Genomic DNA, 21,775 nt, shown 5'->3' on the forward strand with positions numbered 1-21,775 from the left:
TTTACAGGAGAATCCCATGGCCAAGAACAACAAATCCATTACCGACATCGTCTGCGACCATATCAAGAAGCAGAAGCTCCTCCCCATCCCCGTACAGACGCTGAACGAAGAAGCCGAAACGACCCGCTACTTTGGCGGCGACCTCAAGGAATTCCTTGCCGCGGCCAAGAATCTGGGCGCCAAGGGCATCTTTGTTGAGACCCTCTACCTGGAAGACGACGAGTTCTACTACGACAGCGGTATGGACGACGAAGAATACCTGGCGACCTTCAACAACAACTGCTGCGACGACGAATGTACCTGCGGCAAGTGCAAAGACAAGAAGGGCAAAAAGAACGTCAAGATTGATGAAGAAGAAGACGGCGTTTGGTTGGAACCCGAAGACCTCGACGGCCTCGACCTCTCCCTCCTCCGCCCCGAAATCGCCAAGTTCCAGGACCGCATCGGCGAATCCTGCGGCGTGCGCCTCACGGTGCCCGGCGTAGACCACCTCGAGGTGGAGCTCTTTGCCGACTGGTACGACCAGTTTGCCGAACTCGTGGACGAAGCCTCCGACATCATCGAGACCGACCCGAGCGGAGCCCTCGCCGACATGGAAGCCATGTACAGGGCCGAGGAAGCCGCCGCTAAGGCCGCTGCCGCCAAGGCCAAGGGCACAAAGAAGATTGCCGCCCATCCGCCTAAAAAGTCCAAGAAGAAGTAATCTTCTACTGAACGTTTAAGGGCCGCGGTTTCGACCGCGGTCCTTTTTTTTTGACCGAGTCTCTCCTCGCCTACGCAAAAAAAAACGCCCCCGCCGAAGCGGAGGCGCTTTTGGAGTGTATGGAGGATTTATTGAATAAGCTCTTTGATGTTCCAACCATTGCCGCTAAGATCACCTATATATTTGCAGGCGTCTACAGCGAACGAATTTGTAGTGAAAGCAACCCAATGGCAAGTGCCGTGTCTCCCTAATCTGATACCCACATATAAAATAAATCCCCCGAATTGAATTCGGGGGATTGTAAACATTTTTATGTTGTATACAGGAACAACGCTACTTCACAGCAATCCGGCGAGCCACATTGCCATTCTTGACCATGTAGACTCCAACCTTGTGGAAGCTAGCCTTGATAGCCTGGGCAACGGAGCTACCCGAAGCGACTTCGACCTTGCCAATGAACTGACCCTTGAAATCGAACACGCTGTAGGTTGCGCTTGCAGAGGCCACCAGCATTTTGGCAATGGCCTGCGGAGGATTATCGCCGCCCACAAGCGAGAACTTCACATAGTCCACGTTGGTATTGGCGTTGGCGATGGTAATGCGGAGCACGTGTTCACCCTTGGTGAGCGTCGCCTTGCCGGTAGCCTCTTCGTAGGCATTCCAGTCTTCCTGGGTACCCGTAAACGAGAGCGACGCAAGGGACTTGCCATCGAGAGAAAGGTTCAACTTGCCAGCGCCAGAACCGTTCGAAACGTAGGCAACAATATCGTATTCGCCATCCTGAGCAACATTCACCGTGTATTCGAGCCATTCATCAGCAGCGGTGTAGCCAATCGCCCTACCCTCTCCAGCGGCAACGATATCCACGGAGGCGTAGTCTTCGCCACGGTAGTCATGGTCGCCGTCGTCGCCCGAAGCACCCTGCACGCCGGAGTAGGTCACGCCGTAGTTACCTTCGTCGAAGTTTTCGGCTTCAACGGTACCCGGAATGGAAGCTGCCGTGCCACCGAACGGCTTGCGTTCGATTTCCTTAGGCGGTTCAGACGGCTGGCCGTTTTCGCTCATATCGAAATAGGAGTATTTCACGGAACCCGAAGCACCACCACCGGCTTCGGTCATGAGCATCACTTCGGTCACGTCACCAAACTTGAGAGACATGGACTGGCCGCCCTTGGACCCCTTCAACTGCTTCTGCTGGCCCGTGAAGAGTTCGTTCCACTTGTCAAAGTGGGCCTGGATATCGATATGGCCACACTGACGCGGAGTCTGGCGGACGCTGAAAATCTGCAAGAAGGTAGAAGTACCTGTCTTGGAAGGCTCCTGCTGACGCACGAAAGCATGGATGGTGTAAGTGGCTCCGTCAACGGTAATTTCGCCAAACTTGTCGCCCACATACTGTTCATTCGGCTTGCTGTACCAGTCATCCACGATGTAGTATTCCACCTGCGGGTTCACCGTCCAACCATAGATACCGATGTAGCCGTACGAAGCATTACCAGTCTTGGTGTACTTGTAGTCGGCAGTGTACTGCATGCCCTTGACGCTCTTACCCGGGCCGTTATCGCCATAGCGGAAACCCACACGGGCCAAGTAGTCATTACTACCACTCCAGCTAGCTTCGAAAGTACCGTTGTCGTAGTACTTCATTGAGTTATTACCACCGTCAAACCACTGTTCGAAGCCCCACTTGGTGCCGCTGATGGAACCCGTCTGGTTGCCGTTCACGCTGTGGCCGGAACCCTGCGGGACAGACATCGCATCCTTACAGGCATCGACTGCGAAGGCAGAAGTTGCGCTCAAGCCAAAAGCCAATACAGCGGCCGTTTTGAGCATTTTTTTTGTTCTAGTTTCCATATCATCTCCTATTCAGGTTATTAACCCCAACGCCTTAAAAATAAATCCCCCCAATTGATTTGGGGGGATTGTTAGCAAAGATTTGTTGTAGAGAAAAACAACGCTACTTTACAGCGATTCTCTGTATAAAACTACCCTGTTTGACCAAATAAACGCCACTCTTGTGGAATCTGGTCATCAAGGCGTCGTTTATGGAAACGCCCGTCACAACGTCGATCTTGCCGAGGTACTTGCCCTGCATATCAAACACCTGGAGGGACTTTTCAGTATTGAACAGGTTTATATCGGCAACCGGAATGGCGTCCGTAGAGCTGGAAATGTTCCACATGCCATTGCTGAACGGGAAGGAGAAGCCACTGCTCGACGAAGTCTTGCTAGAGCTAGACCCACCTTCCCTGCTGGAGCTGGACTTCGCCGTGCTGGAGCTCGTCGGAGAAGACTTGGCATTGTCGGTCATATCGAAGTAGGTGTAGTCCACGGAACCCGTAGCGTTACCGCCAGCTTCGGTCATGAGCATCACTTCGGTCACGTTACCGAACTTGAGCGAAGCAGATCCACCGCCCTTCGAACCGCGAAGCTGCTTCTGCTGTCCAGTAAAGAGTTCATCCCACTTCTTGAAGTGGGCAGAAATGTCGATGTGGCCGCACTGACGCGGAGTCTCGCGGATGCTGAAGAACTGCACGAACGTGGAAGTGCCCGACTTGGAGGGTTCCTGCTGGCGGAGGAACGCGTGGATGGAGTACTTGGCGCCATCGACCGTGATTTCGCCGAACTTTTCACCCACATACTGTTCGTTCGGCTTGCTGAACCAGTCGTCCACAATATAGTATTCGGTTTCCGGATTCTTGGTCCAACCGTACACGCCGATGTAGCCGTAAGACGCGCTACCTGTCTTGGTGTACTTGTAATCGACTGCAAAATTCTTCGACTTGTGGTCGATTCCGTTGCCGTTGTACTGGTAACCCACGCGGGTCAGGTAGTCGCTGGAGCCGCTCCAGTTGGCCTTGAATGTGCCATTACTATAATAAGTCATGGAAGCATTGCCGCCCTGATACCATTGTTCAAAGCCCCAAGGGGTTCCACTAATAGAACCTACCCTGTTGCCGCTCACTTGCGAGCCATTGCCAGGATGCCCCATATCTGTGGCCTTGCAAACATCAGTCACAACCGTCTGGCCACCACCCTGGGAAGAGCTAGACTTTGCCACAGATGAGCTGGACTTCGCCACGGAAGAGCTAGATTTCGTCGAGGCGCTAGAAGTCGGCGACGACGAGGCTTTGTCGGTCATGTCGAAGTAGGTGTAGTCCACGGAACCCGTAGCATTGCCACCCGCTTCGGTCATGAGCATCACTTCGGTCACGTTACCGAACTTGAGCGAAGCAGATCCACCGCCCTTCGAACCGCGAAGCTGCTTCTGCTGTCCAGTAAAGAGTTCATCCCACTTCTTGAAGTGGGCAGAAATGTCGATGTGGCCGCACTGACGCGGAGTCTCGCGGATGCTGAAGAACTGCACGAACGTGGAAGTGCCCGACTTGGAGGGTTCCTGCTGGCGGAGGAACGCGTGAATGGAGTACTTGGCGCCATCCACAGTGATTTCGCCGAACTTTTCGCCGACATACTGTTCGCTCGGCTTGCTGAACCAGTCGTCCACGATGTAGTATTCGGTTTCCGGATTCTTGGTCCAGCCATACACGCCGATGTAGCCGTAAGAGGCATTACCTGTCTTGGTGTACTTGTAATCGACTGCAAAATTCTTCGACTTGTGGTCGATTCCGTTGCCGTTGTACTGGTATCCCACGCGGGTCAGGTAGTCGCTGGAGCCGCTCCAGTTGGCCTTGAATGTGCCATTACTATAATAAGTCATGGAAGCATTGCCGCCCTGATACCATTGTTCAAAGCCCCAAGGGGTTCCACTAATAGAACCTACCCTGTTGCCGCTCACTTGCGAGCCATTGCCGGAATGCCCCATATTGTCGTTGCAAGCATCGGCAGCGAAAGCGGATGTTACACTCAAGCCAAACGCCAAAATAATAGCGGTCTTGAGCCATTTTTTTGACCCTGTTCCCATATCGTCTCCTTATGTTTGTAATCCCCCAATACCCTAAAAATATGTTCCCCCTTTTTATTCGGGGGGATTGTAAACAAAAGTATGTTGTTGCAAAAAACAACAGAAAAAAATCCCGCCGGGCATTTCCCAGCGGAATCTTTTTGCGAATTTTGCGTTATTTTAAGGAAAAAACGGAGGCTTTGTTAAACCTCTTCAGGGTTTTCCTTCGGCATCACGTCATTGTCTTCCCCGTCGTTTTTCACGATGGAGTCGTCATCGACCTCGACCCCTTCGACCTTGTCAAAGGTCTCCTTGGCCTCGGCGCTGTCCTGCTCAATGTCCTCGACGCTCGGGAGGGCTGTCGCATCGCCAACCGAGTCCCCATCGCGAAGCGTAATCGCCTTGACGCCCTGAGCATTGCGGCCCGTGACGCGGATGGAATCGGCCTTGATGCGGATGACCTGGCCTTCCTTGGTGGTGATGATCAAGTCGTAGTCGTCGGCAACGCTGTCGACAAATACGGCCGGGCCCACCTTGTCGGTGACGTTCAAGTTCTTGACGCCCTTGCTACCACGGCGTGTAATACGGTAGGAGCCCGGCTCCGAACGCTTGCCATAGCCCTTCTCGGTAATGGTGAGCACCTTGTTGCCGGCCTTGAGCCAGAGGAGCGAAATCACTTCGTCGCCTTCGGCAAGCTTGATGCCGCGTACACCGTGCGTACCGCGGCCCATGGCGCGGAAGCAGCTAATCGGGAACGTGACCGCCTGGCCATTCTTGGTGGCTAGCATCAGCAAGTCGTGCGGAATCGGGCGGTTTTCGTCATTCACCTCTTCGCCCTCGACTTCCTCGGCATTCTCGGCAACTTCGGCGGCGGAATCTTCTTCACCAAGATCAAGTTCACTGGCGGCTTCGGACGCCTTGAACTCTTCTTCGGTGAGGCCCACAAGTTGGACCTTGACCAATTCGTCGTCTTCGTCGAGGCTGATGGCGTTGACGCCAGCCTTGCGCGGACGACTGAACAGTTTGAGGTCCATCTTGTTGATAATGCCCTTCTTGGTCGCAAACACCAGGCAGAAATAACCGCCGAACTTGCGGACAGGCACAATCGCCTGGACCTTTTCGCCGTCGGTAAGGCCCACAAAGTTCACAATCGGGCGGCCCTTGCCGTTGCGAGCCCCCTCAGGCAGGCGGTAGACCTTGGTCCAGTAAGCGCGACCCTTGTTGGTGAACACGAGCAAATAGCTGTGCGTGCTCGCCGTAAAGATTTGCTCCACGTCGTCCTCGTCCTTGAGGCCCGCACCAATAATGCCCTTGCCGCCACGGCTCTGGGTCTTGAAGGTGTCAATCGGCAAGCGGCGAATGTAACCTTCGCGGCTAAGCGTAATCACCTGTTCCTCTTCGGCAATCAGGTCTTCGTCGTCGCTGTCGTCAATGGCTTCGCCAATGGTGGTGCGGCGATCGTCGCCATACTTGTCCACGACGGCATCCAGCTTTTGGAGCATGATGGCAATGCGGCGTTCGCGCTTTTCCAAAATGTCCTTGAGGTCGGCGACGGTCGCAATGAGTTCGTTGTACTCGGCTTCCAACTTTTCGATATTGAGTCCGGTAAGCTGAGCCAAACGCATGTCAACAATCGCCTGCGACTGGATTTCATCCAGATTGAAGCGCGTCTGCAACGCCTGCTTGGCATCTTCCGTGCTCTTGCTGTTACGGATGATTTGCACCACTTCGTCAATGTTCTGCGTTGCAATGCGGAGGCCTTCAATAATGTGCAAGCGGGCTTCGGCCTTTTTGAGGTCGAACTGCGTAGCACGCGTAATCACCTCCAAGCGGTGATCGATGTAGACCTGCAAAAGATCCTTGAGCGTCAGGAGCTTCGGGAGGTTGTTAACCAACGCCAAGTTGTAGATACTGAACGTGGTCTGCAACTGGGTGTATTTGAACAAATTATTTAGAACAACTTCACCAACAGCATCGCGGCGGAGTTCAATCACAATACGAACATCGCGACTCGATTCATCACGAATATCGGTAATGCCGTCCACACGCTTGTCACGGACCAAGTCGGCGATCTTTTTGCAAAGTTCCGCCTTGTTCACCATGTACGGAATTTCGGTCACAATGATACGCGATTTGCCCTTGGAATCCGTTTCAATCTCGGTACGGGCACGCACACGAACGCGGCCATGCCCTGTGAGGTAGGCGTCACGAATGCCCGCGCGGCCGCAGGCAATGGCGCCCGTCGGGAAGTCAGGTCCCTTCACATATTCCATGAGGTCTTCGCCCGTGAGGTCCGGGTTCTCGGCCAAGGCATGGATGGCGGCACCAACCTCGCGCAGGTTGTGCGGAGCCATGTTGGTCGCCATACCCACAGCAATGCCGGAGGTCCCGTTCACAATCATGTTCGGGAGCGCCGAAGGCAGCACCAACGGTTCTTCAAGGGATTCATCGTAGTTCGGGCCCATATCGACGGTATCCTTTTCAAGATCCTCGAGCATCAGGGCGCCCATGTTGTTCATCTTGGCTTCGGTGTAACGCATGGCGGCGGGACTGTCGCCGTCAATGCTACCGAAGTTTCCCTGGCCAAAAACCAGCGGGTAACGCAAAGAGAAATCCTGGGCCATACGGGCCAAGGTCTCGTACACGGCGGAGTCACCATGCGGGTGGTACTTACCGATCACGTCACCCACAATACGGGCGCTCTTGACCGTAGACTTGTTCGGAACCACGCCCAGCTTGTGCATGCTGTACATCACGCGGCGGTGCACGGGCTTAAAGCCATCTCGAGCATCGGGCAATGCACGAGCCACAATTACGCTCATCGAGTAGCGGAGGTAGCAATCCTGCATGTCCTGTTCAATCAGGCTCTTGAATTGTGTTCCTGGTACCATTTCTTCTGACATTTTATCCCTCTTAGTGATTAGCCGTTACCGGCCAACATCTCGTTTATTATTTTCAAATTCTCTTCATCCGTCTGGTCAATACGGTGCGGCGTAATGGTCGCATAGCCCTGGTGGAGCAGGTAATCGTCGCTATCCACGGGCTCCTTCTCCCACAGTTTTTCACCGTCCAACTGCCACACGCCGTCCAAGCCGGAAACCCCTTCAAGACGGTCGTAGTGGTCCGTAAACATACCCAACGCCATCTTGGTCGCCCTGACGCCTTTAAACGTTCCGTCCTTAGACTTGGGGAAATTCACGTTCCAAAAAGTATTAGGTGGCATTTGCGCATAAAGCCGGTCCCGCACCACGTGAACCGCAAAATCAAGCACGGCAGGCATCAAAGATTCGCCACCTACGCAAAGGGACAGTGCCACCGCAGGGACGCCCCAGAGGGCTGCTTCCCGTGCCCCGGCTACCGTTCCCGAGTAAAGGCTTGACACCCCGGAGTTCTCCCCCACATTCACGCCCGAAAAACAGACGTCAAAGTGGGAGCCGGGAACCTCGTTTGCAGCAGGGTCCGCGCTAAACCCGTGGGCGGCAAAACAGCCTATGGCGAACTTTGCCGCGTCAGCGGGAGTTCCCGAAACCGAATACACCTCGTACTGCCCCGAAGATCCCTTTTGCACACGGATTCCCTTGCGCACCGTAAAGGCCTGAGAAACGCCGCTCTGTTCTGTTTCGGGGGCAAACACAAAAACCTCCCCAAAGGGAGCCAAAGCGCCTGCCAAGGCGTGGATATTGGCGCTGTTCACCCCATCGTCATTGGTGATGAGGACGCGCGATTTTTGCGTGTTTTGCATGCTAATAGAAATGTAGAAAATGGCGCCCAAAAGGCGACAAAAAAAAGCAGAAAATGATGAAAAAAAGGGCGAAAAAAGAGCCTTTAACCTTTTGCACTTCTTAGGCAAAAAGCCATGATGGCAAACGCTCCGGCAACGTTCATGCTCGCCTTGCGACCGGCCATGGGGATGGTCACTTTCATGGTGGCCTCGGCCATGATTTCGGGGGCAATTCCCAGTTCCTCGTTCCCCAGCACAATCAGGCCTTTTTGCGGCCACGTTACGTTGTTTATACTGGGGATGTCCTCGCCCGTTTCGAGGGCAATAATCTCGTAGCCGTTCTCCTTGTGCCACCTGATGCAATCAAACGGACTCTCCCAGCGCTTGATGGGGATCCACTCCTGGCAACCGCGGGCGGCGCTCTTGACCGTCACATGGTCAGGGTTGCAACTGTAACCGCTCAAATGGACGCCCTCCAAGCCGAAGCAGTCGGTGCTGCGGATAATGGAACCCACATTAAAGGCGCTGCGCAAATTGTGCACCAGCACGGCAAACGAGATGGGTTTTTCATTGGCCACCTCACGGTCACCCGGTTCTTGCTCCAAGTACACATCGCGTTCAAAACCAAGACCCGCGCGGGTGCGGAACGTCTTGTACAAATCGATCATTTGCGCCTGGTTCTTGCCAATGAGCCGTTCGGTCTCGGGCAGCTTTAGCCACTCTGCGTAGGTTTCAAACTCACGACGGGCGCGAGGCACGTCGTCGCCCAACTGCAAAATGATGACCCGCAAAAGCTCAGCAAGGCGCTTTGCCTGCGAGGTCGGCTTCATCGCGAGGAACTTAGGTTCGGTGTACATGAGTACGGCTATTGCGCATCGGGCTTTGCGTTCAGCTTGTTCACGGCCTCGGTCAAACGGTCAATGGCCTTGATGAGTTCGTCCATTTTGGCATCGCTCGCCCCAACAACAGCCTGTGCGGCTGCCGGAGCCGCCTTGGCTGCCTCGGCAACCGGGGCTGGCTTTTCTTTTACGGGGACCTTGCCAAACCAAACGTCGGGCCAGCGGTCGTTACCCGTATGGTAAGTGATGCGGGCAGCGGTCTCCACCGGCTCGCCAATCTTCCACATGTAAAGCTCGTAATCGAACAGGTCGTGGTCGTGTCCCTTGTCGGTCGCACCCCACACCAGCCACTTGCCATCGGGCGAGAGCCGCGGGAAGTACTCGTGACTGCGGCGACCCGGCAAGTCCATCAACTTCACATTCTTGGGGATGCCAAAGAAGCCGACTTTTTCGACCTGCTTGCCATCCTTTGCCGAGAACCACAAAATTTCGCTAGGGGCTGCCGTGCCGCCGTTACCCGTGGGGTTCACGCGGTAAAGCTTGCTACCATCAAAGTTCCAGTCAATTTGGCAACCGTCGCCAGACTTGGTCCAGGCGCCCTTCGCCAAATCCCAAACGCCAGTCTCGCGCATGGAACCGCGAAGCGTAATCGCCAGGTGCTTGCCGTCGGGGCTCATGTTCGGTTCCTGCAAAATCACGCCCGCCTTGTTGAACGCCTTTTCGCCATCCAGCACAAGCGTCTCTTTTTTGCTCGCGAGGTCCATCGTAAAGACCTTGCCGGCGCGGCTGAACACGATGGACTTGCCGTCGGGGCGCCAAGTACCCCACGTGGCGTTGTCCACAATTTTCACGGCATTTTCGCCATCGATATCGACCGTCCACAAGTCCCACTTTTCGGGATAGTTGGCGTCGTTTTCGGGAACCCAGCCAGTTTTGCTGCGGTTGAACAAAACCTTAGAGCCGTCAGGAGCCACGCGCGGGAACCAGTCCACGTTGTTGCTCTTGGTGAGCGGCCTTGCGTTGGTGCCGTCGGCATTCATAATCCAAATGTCGTGGTGCGAGTTCGATCGGCTCGTCGCCCACACAATGACGCCTTCCACCTTCCCCTTGAGGGCATCAAGCACCTTTTGTTCCTCGGGGGTCGGGTCCACGGCAGCGCCCGTCGGGGCACCCTGCTGGGCATAAGCGACAGAGGCACACAGGGCAAATGCAGAGGCAACGGCAAATTTCTTAAAACTCATGAAGGCAATCCTCATTGTATTTGTTTTGTCTAAAAATACAAAACTTTATAGCGAACACAAAAAAAAGCCGTTTTAGAAACTCTAAAACGGCTTTTTTAACATCAAAAAATGCCGCGCACACGACTAGTGCACGTTGATTTTATACATGCGTGTCGCACCGAGAGCCGAGACCTTGGCAATGTAGAGCCCGCTCGGGACACCCCTGAGCGAAACGCTCACAGAACCCTTGGCGTCGCCGTTCCAAAGCGTCTTGACCAGGGAGCCCGTCACCGAGAATAGGTCCACACGAGCCATGCCGTTCAAGTTCGCCTGGAGCGTACGGCCATGCACCTTGAGCGTCGGGACAACAATACCCGCCGTCGCCGCAATGGACGTGGTGCTGGAGCTGCTCACCGGAAGCACTGCAGAACTGGAAGAGGAGGGCGTTGCAGAACCGGCTGTCATGAGGTTCGGCATGTTGCCCGATACAAGAAGACCGTTCAAGAGTTTGAGAGACTGGTTGAAGTAGTTCTCGTCACCGAGCGCCACGGCTTCCTTCCAATATTCGTCAAGCTTGCTCTGGTAACTCGCGTCCGAGATGAGCGCCGTCATCAGGGAGGTCACGAACGTACTGTTGTGGTCATTACCGAGAGAGCCCGAGGAGCGAATCACCGGACCTTTCATATTGGCCGCCGAAACGCCCGAAACGAATTTTGCCATCTTTTTGTCGATAGCTAGTGCACGTTGGTCGCCGTGCCAGCATACGGCCTTTGCGTTGCGCCACGGGGCGCGGGAGGCATCGTAGCTGTAGTAGTCGTCTTCGCTCTTGCCGTTCTTGTCGGTCCAGTCGTCCACCAGCCCAGTCGAAACTTCGCCAGCGCTGGTTTCGTAAAGTTTCATGTTGGCATCGTAAGCCTTGCTGCTCCAAAAGTCCGCATTTTCCTTGTCCACGGCGGCAAAGATGGGCATGTAGGCGGGGTCAAAGTAGCCCGGATTCTTGCGGTTGTATCCCGCATCACCCCACTTATCGCCCGGCAAATGGAGGCCGTTTTCTTCGAACTCGTGCTTTTTCATATTCTGGATCAGGGTCTTGGCGTCGGTCAAGTACTTCTCGTCGCCAAACTGGTAGTACGCCATCACGAGGGCGGCAGCCGCATCGATATCCCCATCAAGGGCTGCCCCCTGGTCGTACTTCTGCGAAAGGTTCCCGACCTTCCACACCATCAGGCCGTTCTCGTTCATCATCTTTTTGTAGAAGTTCCAAATCTTGTCGAACTGGCTCTGGTAACTCGTGGTGTTGTCACTGAAATAGACCATCAGGAGCATGCCGTAGCCGACACCTTCCGAGAAATACTGATCAGAACCCGGATCGGAACGCACGCCGGCCACATCACCACTTTCATTGTACATGGTCTTGAGCCAGTATTCAAAGCCCTTTTTGAGGTCCGCCGACGCCTGGTCCTTGTCGCTCAAAAGTGTCGCATAGCCGTTATAGTCGGACTTTTGCGGGAACGGGAAGTTCACCGCCGCCTGCGAAAGGCCGAATGCAACGAGACTGGCAACACCGATTTTTGCAATAAAATTCATAACATCTCCTTATTGAAGCAACGCTATACACTCTTTAATCAAAAATAGAGTTTTTTTTCGCAAAGCGGGTACGGGCCGCGTCAATCCGTGTGCCGCGTCACAAAAAAAGAGCTTACAAAAAAATAATCGGGGTCAAGCCTCCCATTTTTTGGTGTTATCTTTGACCCATGAATCTCGTGGTCCAAGATTTTACCGGTGTTTACGGCGAGCAGGCCTTTGTGCAAAGGTTCAAGGACGCATGCCATTGCGAGGGCAACGACTTTTGCTACATCGACTGCTCCGACGTGAGTGGAACGGACTGCTATTGCGACAGTGAAGCCGAGGGCTTTTTGGTTGGGATGCTGGCAAAGTACCCGCCCTCCGGAATCCATTTTTTTGACAGCGGCAACTACCATTACATGAGCAAGATCTGGACAGGGAAAATCACGGAGCCGTTCACGCTCGTGGTATTCGACCACCACCCCGACATGCAGCCGCCCCGCTTTGGCGACATTCTCAGCTGCGGCAGCTGGGTAAAAGAAGCCCTCGACAGCAACAAGTTTATCCATAATGTCGTCTTAATTGGCGTGGCCGACAAGCTCGCTACAGAGGTTCAAACCGATGAGAGCGTCGACTTTGCACGCTACGCCGAACGCGTCGCATTCATCACCGAGAGTGAGGTCTGCAGACTTTGCCAAGACGGCAACGCCCTCCCGCAAAAAGTCCTCGCCATGGTCGGCGAAAGCCTACCGGTATACATCTCCATCGACAAGGATGTGCTCTGCGAAAAAGATGCCGTCACCAACTGGGACCAGGGCTCGCTGGATGTCGCGACTCTCAAAAAAATCATCGCCGGCCTCGCCACAAGCCACAAAATCATCGGTGTAGACATCTGCGGCGAACGCGCCCGCGACTTTGCAGGCGACGAGTACCACACAGTGCAAGAAGCGGACTCCCTGAACGACCGCATAAACCGCGAATTGATAGAGTTTTTGCAGAACTTTCTGCAGTAAACGGATAAAAAAATCTATTTTTGCACGCAGAACTTAAACTCGGGACAAGCCCCGAATAACGAAGAAATAAAATCATGGATATCAACGAACTCGCTCAAAAGCACATCTTAAACCAGCCGCTCTACGTGACCGGCAAGCCCATCGCCTACACCGCCCGCGAATTCGGCCTCGACCCGAAAGACATCGACAAACTCGCGAGCAACGAGAACCCGTTCGGCCCGAGCCCGAAGGGCATGGATGAAGCCCGCAAGGCCCTGGAAGAAATCAACCTCTACCCGGATGGCGGTTCTTACGACCTCATCGGAAAGATTGCAGAGTTCCGTGGCGTGAAGCGCGAACAGATTGCCGTGGGTAACGGCAGCAACGAGCTCCTGGACATGATTGCCCAGGTGTTCCTCGGCCCCGGCACCGAAGCCGTGATGGGCAAGCACAGCTTTGCCGTCTACAAGCTCGCCACCATGGCAATGAACGCGAAGATTATCGAAGTCGACATGCCGGCCCCGGCCTACAACTACGACCTCAAGGCCATGCGCGCCGCCGTGAACGAGAAGACCCGCATCGTGTTCCTCGCGAACCCGAACAACCCGACGGGCTCCGACCTCACCGCCAAGGAAATCATTGACTTCGCCGACAGCCTCCCCGAGACCTGCGTGCTCGTGATGGACGAAGCCTACACCGAATTTATCGAAGACACGCCGGAACTGGTCCCGGATTTCAACAGCCGCATCGCCGAAGGCAGGAACATCATCTGCTGCCGTACGTTCAGCAAGATCTACGGTCTCGCCGGGCTGCGCGTGGGCTACTGCATCACCCGCCCCGAAATCGTGAACCTCATCAATCGCGTGCGTGAGCCGTTCAACGTGAACAGCATCGCCCAGGCCGCCGCCATCGGCGCCATCGACGACCAGGAATACGTGAACAAGGTCCGCGAGCTCAACAAGAAGGGCCTCGACCAGCTCAAGGCCGGTTTCAAGGAACTGGGCCTCGCCTACGTGGACAGCCACGCGAACTTCATCGCCGTCAGCGGTTTCAAGGACCCGATGGACGCGTTCAAGTTCCTGCAGGCCAAGGGCACCATCATCCGTCCGCAGCCTGCGATGGGCGACGTGCTCCGCATTACCGTGGGCACCGAACCGCAGAACAAGAAATGCCTCGCCAATATAAAGGCATACCTGGGCAAGTAAACCGCGGGGAGAAACCTCACGGGGTTGCACGCGTCATCTCGAAGCGCGGCTTTTGCAGCCGTAGCGTAGCAGAAAACCTGGTCCGCGAGGGCCGGGTTTCTTTGCGTGGTAAAATCGTGCTCGACCCCGACACGCCCGCATTCGAGAACGACGAAATCTCAGTGGACGGGAAGCTTATCGAGGTCGCCCAGAAATTCTACTTCGCGATGAACAAGCCGCGCGGCATCGTCACCACCGCAAGCGACGAGAAGGGCCGCAGGACCGTGATGGACTTGTTCCGCGAGCAATACGCCAAGATGTTCCCCGGCAGGCCCGTGCCGCACATATCGCCGGTGGGCCGCCTTGATGCCGCCAGCGAAGGATTGTTGCTGTTTACGAACGACACGCAATGGGCCGACGCACTGCTAGCCCCGCGCGACCCGAGTTCCCACTTGAAAATCTACCGCGTGCAGGTCGCGAGTAAGCCCTCCGCCGCCGAGCTCAAACAGATGGAAGACGGTTTCAACGTACCGCCCCGCGTCTTCGGCGAAAAGGAAGAATTCATGCATGCCGAGCGCGCCGTGCTCCATAGCGAAGGCGAAAAGAACTGCTGGCTCGAAATCACGCTATCCGAAGGCAAGAACCGCGAAATCCGCCGCATGCTCGCCCACCTCGGCTACGAAGTCATGCGGCTCATGCGCATCCAGTTCGACAAGTACACCCTCGGCAATTTGAAACCCGGCGAAATCCGAGAAATAAACTAAATCAAATCTCTGTTCAACAGCTCGCCGTGGTCAAGCACCAGACGGCGGAAAGGGCTGTTCAGGTAAAAGTCCGGGTTATGCGTCGCCATCACGACCGTCGTTCCGCGGGCATTGATTTCCTTGAAAATACTGAATACCTCTTCTGCGTTTTTCGGGTCAAGGTTACCAGTCGGTTCGTCCGCAAGCAACAGGTAAGGGTTGTGCACCATCGCACGCGCAATCGCCACGCGCTGCTGTTCACCGCCCGAGAGCGTGTAGGGCATGGCGAACCGCTTTTGGCTAATGCCCACGAGGGCGAGCGCGTCAAAGACCGCGGCGTTAATCTTGGAGCTGGGAGTCCCCACAATGCGGAGCGCGAGAGCCACGTTCTCGAAAACATTGCGATCCGGCAGCAGCTTAAAATCCTGGAAGATGATACCCATCTTGCGGCGAAAACCCTGGATCTTGGAATCCGGGGAATTCTTGCTGTCGTAAACGTCGTCACCGCTGAACTTCACCATGACTTGGCCGCCGCGTTCCACGTCAGGGCGTTCGTCCATATAAATGAGCTTGAGCACCGTCGACTTGCCGGCGCCCGAATGACCCGTAAGGAACACAAACTCACCCTTGTTAATACGGAAGGTGACGTTGTTGAGCGCCTTCCAGTTGTCCTCGTAGGACTTGGTAACGTGGGTGAAGTGGATCATGGTCCGCAAGGCCTCTACAAAAGCGGTTTATTCCGTCATGCGGATTTCGACGTGGACTTCCTGGCGCCATTTTTTCACGAGAGCCTTGAGTTTCTCGTTTTCCAGGTGGTTTGCGGCAAGGTTCTCAATTTTGCCGTAATCCTCTTCCATGGTGAGCTCGCGAATCTGGCGGGCGTCGTCGAGGCGGAACAAGTGGTAGTTGCCGTCGATGAGCACCGGTTCCGAGACCTCGCCCACGTTCAGGTTCGCGACCGGGTCGACGTAAGCGGGTTCCATCTCGTTTTTCTGGTACCAGCCCAAGAGACCGCCCGCAAAGTTGCTGGACTTGTCTTGGCTGAACTTCTTGGCAGCGGCAGAGAAATCTTCCTTGGTCTTGATGGCCTTGTGCAGCGAATCCGCTCGGGCCAAAATATCGGCGGAGTCCTTAGCCGTCGGAATGGTGCGGAGCAAAATCTGCGCTGAACGCACACCGTCCTCTTTGCGACCAAGCACGCGGGCAATGTGCCAGCCCAAATCCGTCTTGACGGGCGTCGTCGCATACTGACCGTTCTTGAGCTGGTCCAGGGCGCGTTCAAAGGCCGGGTCCAAAAGCCCGCGACGGAAGTAGCCCAGGTCACCACCCTTGGCGGCGGAGGAATCCTGCGAATGGTTCTTGGCCAAAAGCTCAAAATTCATGCCCAGGTTCAGGCTGTCGATCAAATTCTCGGCGACCTTCTTCACCGAGTCCACAATCATCTGGTCCGGCGTAATCGGGATTTGGATATGGCTCAGCAAAACGCAGTTGTACTGACGCGGCAGGGAATCCTTGTAAGCCTTGTAAAACGCCTCCACCTCTTTTTTGGTCGGGTTGATGGAGCCCACATGCATCTGGCGCACGCGGGTCATTTCCATGTGACTGCGAATCTGCTTTGAGAGCTGGTCGCGGTATTGCGCCATGCTCATGCCGAGCTGGGCGCGAATGGCCTTTTCGAGGGTCGCCAAATCAATGTTCTGGCTGGCGGCCAACTGCGACAAGTGCTGCGTCACACGCTGGTCCACCTCGGCGTCGCCAATCACAATGGAGTCGCGGTCAATGCGGCTCAGCAAAACCTTGTCCTCAATCATCTGCTCCAGCACGTAGTCCTTTTGCTGCTGCTCGGTCATCGCAGAGCCCTCGGGCGTCTCCTGGAAGCGGTAGAGGTTGTTCATCAACTCGGAGCGCATAATGGGCTTGCCGTCTACCACCGCCGCAACGCCTTCCATAAGCACAGGGGCGGCAAACGCAGAGGCCACAAGGGCAACTACAGCCACAACAAAAAGTTCAAAACGCTTCATCACTGGTCCTTTTTACTAAATACATCCGTTTGCGAAAAAATGGGACGTTCCGTTTTCCATTCCTTCTTGAGCTTGTCCATGACCTTGGCCCTGTGTTCCAGCCAAGCCTGGGTCGCCACATCCTCGGCAACGGCCTCGAACGGGAGCACATCGGCGGAATCCAAGCGGGCAGTCACCACAGCCATCTTGAGCGCCCCGCCGCAAACCTTCATAGGCGAGAGCTTCCCTACCTCGACCTCGTAAATATCGGGGATCAAGCAGCTATCGGGCGACACCGTGGCCGAGTCAAAAGTCTCCATTCTCTTTATCAGGTAGTGTTCACTGGGGAGCGAATCGTACTTGAGGTTCTTGTGCCCACGGTAGTACTGGTCAGCCGAAGCCCAGTCCTTAAAGAAGATGAAGGCTCCAAAAACATAGGTCTTGCCGCGCAAAAACTTATCCTGGTGGGCGTGGTAGTAATCGATTTTTTCGGCATCGCTCACGACCATCGTGTCGGCAAAGTTCTCCAAGAACTGGTCCACGACCATCTTGCGGACCGCCTGTTCAATCTGCATCGAAAGCACCGGGTCCTTGTCCGTCCCGTTTTCGACGGCCTCCTGGTACATGGTCTCTTCGTCAATCCAGTTTTCCAAAAACTTGAGGCGTTCCTGGTTGTTCCAGGAATCCCATTCCGGGGCAAGTTTTTGTATTTCGGAGAGATGCAACTTGGCCGACCCGACAGACACGACCACCGGATCCTCTTTGCCAAACGGCATATTGCAGGCCACAAAAGCAATGAGCCCGCAAATGCACAAAAAACGCATCAAAAATTTCATCGAGCCCAATTTAGCAAATTCCAGGCCCGCGGACCCGCCCCAAACGTTCAAAAAAGGGCTTTATTTGAGTTTTCCGAACCGTCCCTTAAGCTTGGCGAGGGCGTCTTCTTCCACGACCTCTTCCACGTCGCTCCCGCGGCGCTTGTAGCGGAGGATCTCGAAATCCTCGAGTAGGGCCCGCGCCTTCAGGTAAAGTTCCGCAAATTCCTTTTCGTCCTGGCCTGTGCGTTCAATTTCAGAGAGTAGTTCACGGGCGCTTTTGAGTTCGTGGTCCTTGAGGTAGCGCGACTTGAGGAACGGGCGGAACATTTCACGGAGCGCCCTCGGGTTCAAGGCTACCGTTGTTTGTACACCATCGTTTACCAAGTTCGCGTCAAGCACTTTGGACACAGCTTTAAGCCTTTCGTACAAAGTAACATCCTTTTGATAGAGCGTAAAAATTGCGTTCATCTGGGGATTGCGGGCAGCTTGGGCATGTTCTGCCCCCTGCCGCATCGAGATGCTAAACTCCTTGAGCAAACGCCAGCTCTTCACAAAAGACTCGGCGCCCAGCAGCCCCGACTCGTAGGTGGCCCGCACCAAGGCAAGGCGGATTTCTTCGTCTTCACTGCGGGTGGTGGCGGCAAGGTTTTTGAATTCGTGTATTTTTTTGCCGCGACTGAACTCGAGCCCAGTAAAGCGCACGCAGCGGTTCACGTCCAGCCGGTCGGCCACCAACGATTTTAGGACCCAGGCCTTGAGGGCGGTTTCAAAGCCGTCCAAAAACACGCCACCGGTTTCGAGCATGTTCAAACGGTCGGCAATGAGCGTCGCGTCATAGGCCTCCTGGGCGTCGCGCTCCAGGCGTTTGCGAAACGCCTGCCAAAAAGCCGATTCCCCGGGCGTCATCAATGACGATTCGCCCAAACGCCAGCCAAAGCGGAGCGTTTCGAGCGGGAAGTCAATGCCAAAAGTCACCACCGCCGGGCGAACCGCCTGAAACATGCGGAAACACCCCCACTCGGGCGAAATCTCCAGCGTGAATTTTTCGGCAACGCCCTGCTTGCAAACGCTCAGGTGCAAGCGCAAGTGATTCTCCTTGTCAGGGTTCACCGTGGCGATGGAGAGCGCCGCACCATCCTCATCGAACAACTCCTTCATCTGCGACAGGGTCTCATAAAGCGAAAGCAACGGCGCCTTGTGCGGGGCAGCTTCCAGCGCCGCATAAAAAGCGTCGTCAATCGAGGTCTTTTTGCCTTCCAGGGACTTTTTCACAGCCTTCGGGAGCTCGCGGATTACCGATTCGACCATCCATTCGCGCCACTGGTGAATAGCCATGGCTAAGTTCGCGGGCGAAACCTGCGTAAGCAAGTCGTAGGGCAAATTGAGGTTAATGCCGTCGCAGTCGCGCGTGGCGTCAAAAACCATCTCGCCCACCACCACGCGGTCGCCAATGCGGAACTGCTCGAGGGAGCCGCCGAGAGTGGGCTTTGGCAGCAACTTTTTATTATGCGTGTCACCCAGGCCCTTCGACAAGCTCAGGGTAAACTCCGTCGAAGGGTCTATCAACGGATGCATTAAATTCTTCGACTCCGTGCTTCGCACTCCGCTCAGAATGACACCGCTTATTTCACTCTCATTCTGGTCCAGCCAGAATTTCGCATCGAATTTCAGAAACTGGTCGGTGTGTTCGCGGATGTAGTCCTTGAGCGTTTTGATGGAATTCACCTCATGCGCAATGCGCACGTAGTAATCCACCAGCGCATCTTCGCTCGGGGCTAGCCCGAATTGGCGCTTGCGGGCTTCCAGCGCATGCAGGTCCTCGACGACGCGTTCATTGTGCGTCATGAAGGCAAACGGGCGCGCCATCTGGCCAAGCACTACGGCCTCGCGCCAGAAAATCTCGGCACATTCCTCGGGATTCACGCGGGCGTAATCCACGCGGTGGCCACGGCTAATCACGAGCCCGCGGAAACTCACCTCCTCCACCGCTTCCACAAAACCGCGATCCTGGTTCCACGTAGGCGCATACCAGCGGCGCGTGCAGAAGGGCTCCGCCACCTGCATAATCCATTCGGGCTTGATTTCGGCGGCCTTGTTGAGGAAGATGCGGCTCGTCTCGCGCACCTCGGCGCTAAAGAGCCATTCTGCGCTCTTGCCGTAAAGGTCACTGCCCGGGAACACGTGCGTCTCGCGCCCGCTCACCAGGCGGTAGCAACCGTTCTCGATATCGCGGAGCGCAATGCCGCCCAGGAATCCCGAAAGCAAGGCAATGTGCAGGTTGTCGCGGTGGAAACTGTCGAGCGGGCATACGCGATTCTCGAATTTCACGTCGAGGATGCGCCCGAACTGTTCGTACAAATCAATCCATTCGCGGCACCGCAAAAAGTGCAGGCTGTTCTTGTCGCAGAACTTGCGCAGTTTATTCCAGGTCTTGCCATCCCATTCGGCGCAGAAGGCATTCCACATGCAGATGAACGTGAGGAAATCGCTCTTGTGGCCCGCGAACTTGCGGTGCAGCTGGCGAATGCGGGTGCGTTCGGGTTCTTCGCTCGGCACCACGCGCGGATCCTGGATGGAGAGCGCCGAGCAGACAATCAACGCGGGCTGCAATACGCCGGCATCACGCGCCCGCAATAGCACCGCCGAGAGCGCCACATCCATCGGAAGGCGCGTCATCTCGCGGCCAAGTTTGGTCACATGCCCGCTAGCGTTATCGGCGGTCAACGCACCGAGTTCAAAAAGCGTCTTGTACGCGCCGCGGAACGCCGAATGCGGCGGCGACTGCAAAAACGGGAAATTCTCGAGTTCCAGCCCGAGGCTGCGAAGTTGCAGAACCACGTTCGCGAGATTACTCCGCCGGATTTCCGGCTCCGTAAACTCGTCTCGCTTCTCAAAATCCTCGGGAGAATAGAGGCGGATACAAACACCAGGCTTTACGCGCCCCGCACGCCCTGTGCGCTGCCGGGCACTTGCCTTCGAGATATCCTCGACAGGCAACCCCTGGATTCGAGACTGCGCGTTGTACCGCGAAATGCGGGCCGTACCCGTATCCACCACGTAGGCGATTCCCGGAATCGTGAGCGAAGTTTCCGCGATGTTCGTCGCGAGCACCACGCGGGTCTTTTCCGTACGCCTGAAGATGCGGCGCTGTTCGTCGGGGCTCATGCGCCCGTAAAGCGGCAAGATGTCGAAAGTCGCAGAGTCCAGTTCGTGCGCGAGCTCGCCCGCCAAATCTTGAATGTCGCGTTCCGTCGGTAAAAAACACAATAGGTGGTCGCGGTGGCGCGTTTCCAAATCGAGAATCGCATCGCGCGCCTCGTCCAAAAGGCCCGAATCACCCTTGCCGCTGGTGTCGCGGAATCTCGGCCCTTCGGCAAGCTCAGGGACCTTACTTAAGGTCGGTGAGCCTGTCGAACCGCCGCCGAAATAGTACTCCACATCGACGGGGAACGTTCTTCCCTCGGCTTCGAGCACGCAGCTGTTGTCGTAGAATTCCTCGAAGAGCTTGGCATCGAGCGTCGCGGAAGCCACAATCAATTTGAATTCCGGACGAGCCTGCAAAACCGTCTTGAAAATGCCGAGCAGAATGTCGATGTTCAACGAGCGTTCATGCGCTTCGTCAATCACGATGGCCGAATACTGCCTAAAGAGTCTGTCGCGACGGAATTCCTGCAGCAAAATGCCATCCGTCATCACCTTGATGGGAGCATCACTCTGGCCCTGCTCCCAGAAACGGATCTTGGTGCTGACAAGAGTTTCGTCTTTCAACTCTTCGCGCAGGCGGTCCGCAATCGAAATCGCCGCAAGTCGGCGGGGCTCTGTAACACCGATTTTGAAAGGGTTCTGAGGTCGCGCTTCGCGCTCTGTGGTATGGGCACGGGCTTCGCCCTTCGAGGAATACCATTCTAATAAAAACTTCGGCAACTGCGTCGACTTGCCCGAACCGGTGTCTGCCTTGACAATCACCACCTGATGCTTCTCGAGCATCTCGAAGAACTCTTCCCGATGTTCAACGACAGGAAGGTCCGGGTAGGCGATTTTCAAGTTCTCGTAAGACATTTGGCAATGGATAATTGATAATGGATAAT

Annotated in this window: 15 protein-coding genes; 4 read left to right on the plus strand and 11 right to left on the minus strand. The window is 55.4% G+C overall.

Features of this window, described 5'->3' with window-relative positions:
- Positions 1-16 precede the first annotated feature (16 nt).
- Positions 17-703, plus strand: a complete 687-nt coding sequence (locus BUB55_RS00540) for a hypothetical protein (RefSeq protein ID WP_073187249.1) — start codon at positions 17-19, stop codon at positions 701-703.
- A gap of 333 nt (positions 704-1,036) precedes the next feature.
- Here BUB55_RS00540 and BUB55_RS00545 read toward each other — a convergent pair whose 3' ends face one another.
- The 7 genes from BUB55_RS00545 to BUB55_RS00575 form a co-directional block, all read right to left on the minus strand.
- Positions 1,037-2,557, minus strand: a complete 1,521-nt coding sequence (locus tag BUB55_RS00545) for a glycoside hydrolase family 11 protein (RefSeq protein ID WP_083596799.1) — start codon at positions 2,555-2,557, stop codon at positions 1,037-1,039.
- A 103-nt stretch (positions 2,558-2,660) separates the two neighbouring features.
- Positions 2,661-4,571 (minus strand): glycoside hydrolase family 11 protein, encoded by a 1,911-nt coding sequence (locus BUB55_RS00550; RefSeq protein ID WP_234971738.1) that lies wholly within the window; start codon positions 4,569-4,571, stop codon positions 2,661-2,663.
- A gap of 236 nt (positions 4,572-4,807) precedes the next feature.
- Positions 4,808-7,507, minus strand: a complete 2,700-nt coding sequence (gyrA, locus tag BUB55_RS00555; protein ID WP_073187255.1) for a DNA gyrase subunit A — start codon at positions 7,505-7,507, stop codon at positions 4,808-4,810.
- 17 nt (positions 7,508-7,524) lie between these two features.
- Positions 7,525-8,346, minus strand: coding sequence for a 5'/3'-nucleotidase SurE (gene surE, locus BUB55_RS00560; RefSeq protein ID WP_073187708.1), 822 nt, complete (start codon positions 8,344-8,346; stop codon positions 7,525-7,527).
- An 83-nt stretch (positions 8,347-8,429) separates the two neighbouring features.
- Positions 8,430-9,182 (minus strand): TrmH family RNA methyltransferase, encoded by a 753-nt coding sequence (locus BUB55_RS00565; RefSeq protein ID WP_073187257.1) that lies wholly within the window; start codon positions 9,180-9,182, stop codon positions 8,430-8,432.
- Between the two features lie 8 nt (positions 9,183-9,190).
- Positions 9,191-10,405, minus strand: a complete 1,215-nt coding sequence (locus tag BUB55_RS00570) for a TolB-like translocation protein (protein WP_073187710.1) — start codon at positions 10,403-10,405, stop codon at positions 9,191-9,193.
- A gap of 123 nt (positions 10,406-10,528) precedes the next feature.
- Complete coding sequence (locus tag BUB55_RS00575; RefSeq protein ID WP_073187259.1) at positions 10,529-11,971, minus strand: glycosyl hydrolase family 8; 1,443 nt, start codon at positions 11,969-11,971, stop codon at positions 10,529-10,531.
- 167 nt (positions 11,972-12,138) lie between these two features.
- On the opposite strand from BUB55_RS00575, the gene BUB55_RS00580 reads away from it, so the two are divergent.
- From BUB55_RS00580 to BUB55_RS00590, 3 genes are all read left to right on the plus strand, one after another.
- Positions 12,139-12,963, plus strand: coding sequence for an arginase family protein (locus BUB55_RS00580; protein WP_073187260.1), 825 nt, complete (start codon positions 12,139-12,141; stop codon positions 12,961-12,963).
- A 74-nt stretch (positions 12,964-13,037) separates the two neighbouring features.
- A complete protein-coding gene (gene hisC / locus BUB55_RS00585; protein WP_073187262.1) occupies positions 13,038-14,147 on the plus strand; it encodes a histidinol-phosphate transaminase in 1,110 nt (369 codons plus the stop codon).
- On the plus strand, positions 14,111-14,890 hold the full coding sequence (locus BUB55_RS00590; protein ID WP_073187263.1) for a pseudouridine synthase: 780 nt from the start codon (positions 14,111-14,113) through the stop codon (positions 14,888-14,890). Before hisC ends, BUB55_RS00590 begins: the two co-directional genes overlap by 37 nt.
- On the opposite strand, the gene ftsE is transcribed toward BUB55_RS00590, so the two are convergent.
- The 4 genes from ftsE to hrpA are packed head-to-tail and all read right to left on the minus strand — an operon-like array spanning position 14,887 to position 21,746.
- On the minus strand, positions 14,887-15,576 hold the full coding sequence (ftsE, locus tag BUB55_RS00595) for a cell division ATP-binding protein FtsE (RefSeq protein ID WP_073187265.1): 690 nt from the start codon (positions 15,574-15,576) through the stop codon (positions 14,887-14,889). The two genes, BUB55_RS00590 and ftsE, sit on opposite strands and share 4 nt — an antisense overlap.
- Before the next feature lie 27 nt (positions 15,577-15,603).
- Positions 15,604-16,890 (minus strand): peptidylprolyl isomerase, encoded by a 1,287-nt coding sequence (locus BUB55_RS00600; protein WP_073187267.1) that lies wholly within the window; start codon positions 16,888-16,890, stop codon positions 15,604-15,606.
- Positions 16,890-17,705 (minus strand): peptidylprolyl isomerase, encoded by an 816-nt coding sequence (locus BUB55_RS00605; RefSeq protein ID WP_073187713.1) that lies wholly within the window; start codon positions 17,703-17,705, stop codon positions 16,890-16,892. The genes BUB55_RS00600 and BUB55_RS00605 overlap by 1 nt, the downstream gene beginning before the upstream one ends.
- A 60-nt stretch (positions 17,706-17,765) precedes the next feature.
- Positions 17,766-21,746 (minus strand): ATP-dependent RNA helicase HrpA, encoded by a 3,981-nt coding sequence (gene hrpA, locus BUB55_RS00610; protein ID WP_073187268.1) that lies wholly within the window; start codon positions 21,744-21,746, stop codon positions 17,766-17,768.
- Positions 21,747-21,775 lie beyond the last annotated feature (29 nt).

It is taken from the genome of Fibrobacter sp. UWP2 (assembly GCF_900141705.1).
Classification (GTDB): domain Bacteria; phylum Fibrobacterota; class Fibrobacteria; order Fibrobacterales; family Fibrobacteraceae; genus Fibrobacter.

What these genes read in the sequence shown, in the direction of transcription:
- BUB55_RS00540 (WP_073187249.1), top strand. Translation starts at nt 17, where the DNA reads ATGGCCAAGAACAACAAATCCATTACCGACATCGTCTGCGACCATATC.
- BUB55_RS00545 (WP_083596799.1), bottom strand. Translation starts at nt 2,557, where the DNA reads ATGGAAACTAGAACAAAAAAAATGCTCAAAACGGCCGCTGTATTGGCT.
- gyrA (WP_073187255.1), bottom strand. Translation starts at nt 7,507, where the DNA reads ATGTCAGAAGAAATGGTACCAGGAACACAATTCAAGAGCCTGATTGAA.
- surE (WP_073187708.1), bottom strand. Translation starts at nt 8,346, where the DNA reads ATGCAAAACACGCAAAAATCGCGCGTCCTCATCACCAATGACGATGGG.
- BUB55_RS00565 (WP_073187257.1), bottom strand. Translation starts at nt 9,182, where the DNA reads ATGTACACCGAACCTAAGTTCCTCGCGATGAAGCCGACCTCGCAGGCA.
- BUB55_RS00570 (WP_073187710.1), bottom strand. Translation starts at nt 10,405, where the DNA reads ATGAGTTTTAAGAAATTTGCCGTTGCCTCTGCATTTGCCCTGTGTGCC.
- BUB55_RS00575 (WP_073187259.1), bottom strand. Translation starts at nt 11,971, where the DNA reads ATGAATTTTATTGCAAAAATCGGTGTTGCCAGTCTCGTTGCATTCGGC.
- BUB55_RS00580 (WP_073187260.1), top strand. Translation starts at nt 12,139, where the DNA reads ATGAATCTCGTGGTCCAAGATTTTACCGGTGTTTACGGCGAGCAGGCC.
- hisC (WP_073187262.1), top strand. Translation starts at nt 13,038, where the DNA reads ATGGATATCAACGAACTCGCTCAAAAGCACATCTTAAACCAGCCGCTC.
- BUB55_RS00590 (WP_073187263.1), top strand. Translation starts at nt 14,111, where the DNA reads ATGCCTCGCCAATATAAAGGCATACCTGGGCAAGTAAACCGCGGGGAG.
- ftsE (WP_073187265.1), bottom strand. Translation starts at nt 15,576, where the DNA reads ATGATCCACTTCACCCACGTTACCAAGTCCTACGAGGACAACTGGAAG.
- BUB55_RS00600 (WP_073187267.1), bottom strand. Translation starts at nt 16,890, where the DNA reads ATGAAGCGTTTTGAACTTTTTGTTGTGGCTGTAGTTGCCCTTGTGGCC.
- BUB55_RS00605 (WP_073187713.1), bottom strand. Translation starts at nt 17,705, where the DNA reads ATGAAATTTTTGATGCGTTTTTTGTGCATTTGCGGGCTCATTGCTTTT.
- hrpA (WP_073187268.1), bottom strand. Translation starts at nt 21,746, where the DNA reads ATGTCTTACGAGAACTTGAAAATCGCCTACCCGGACCTTCCTGTCGTT.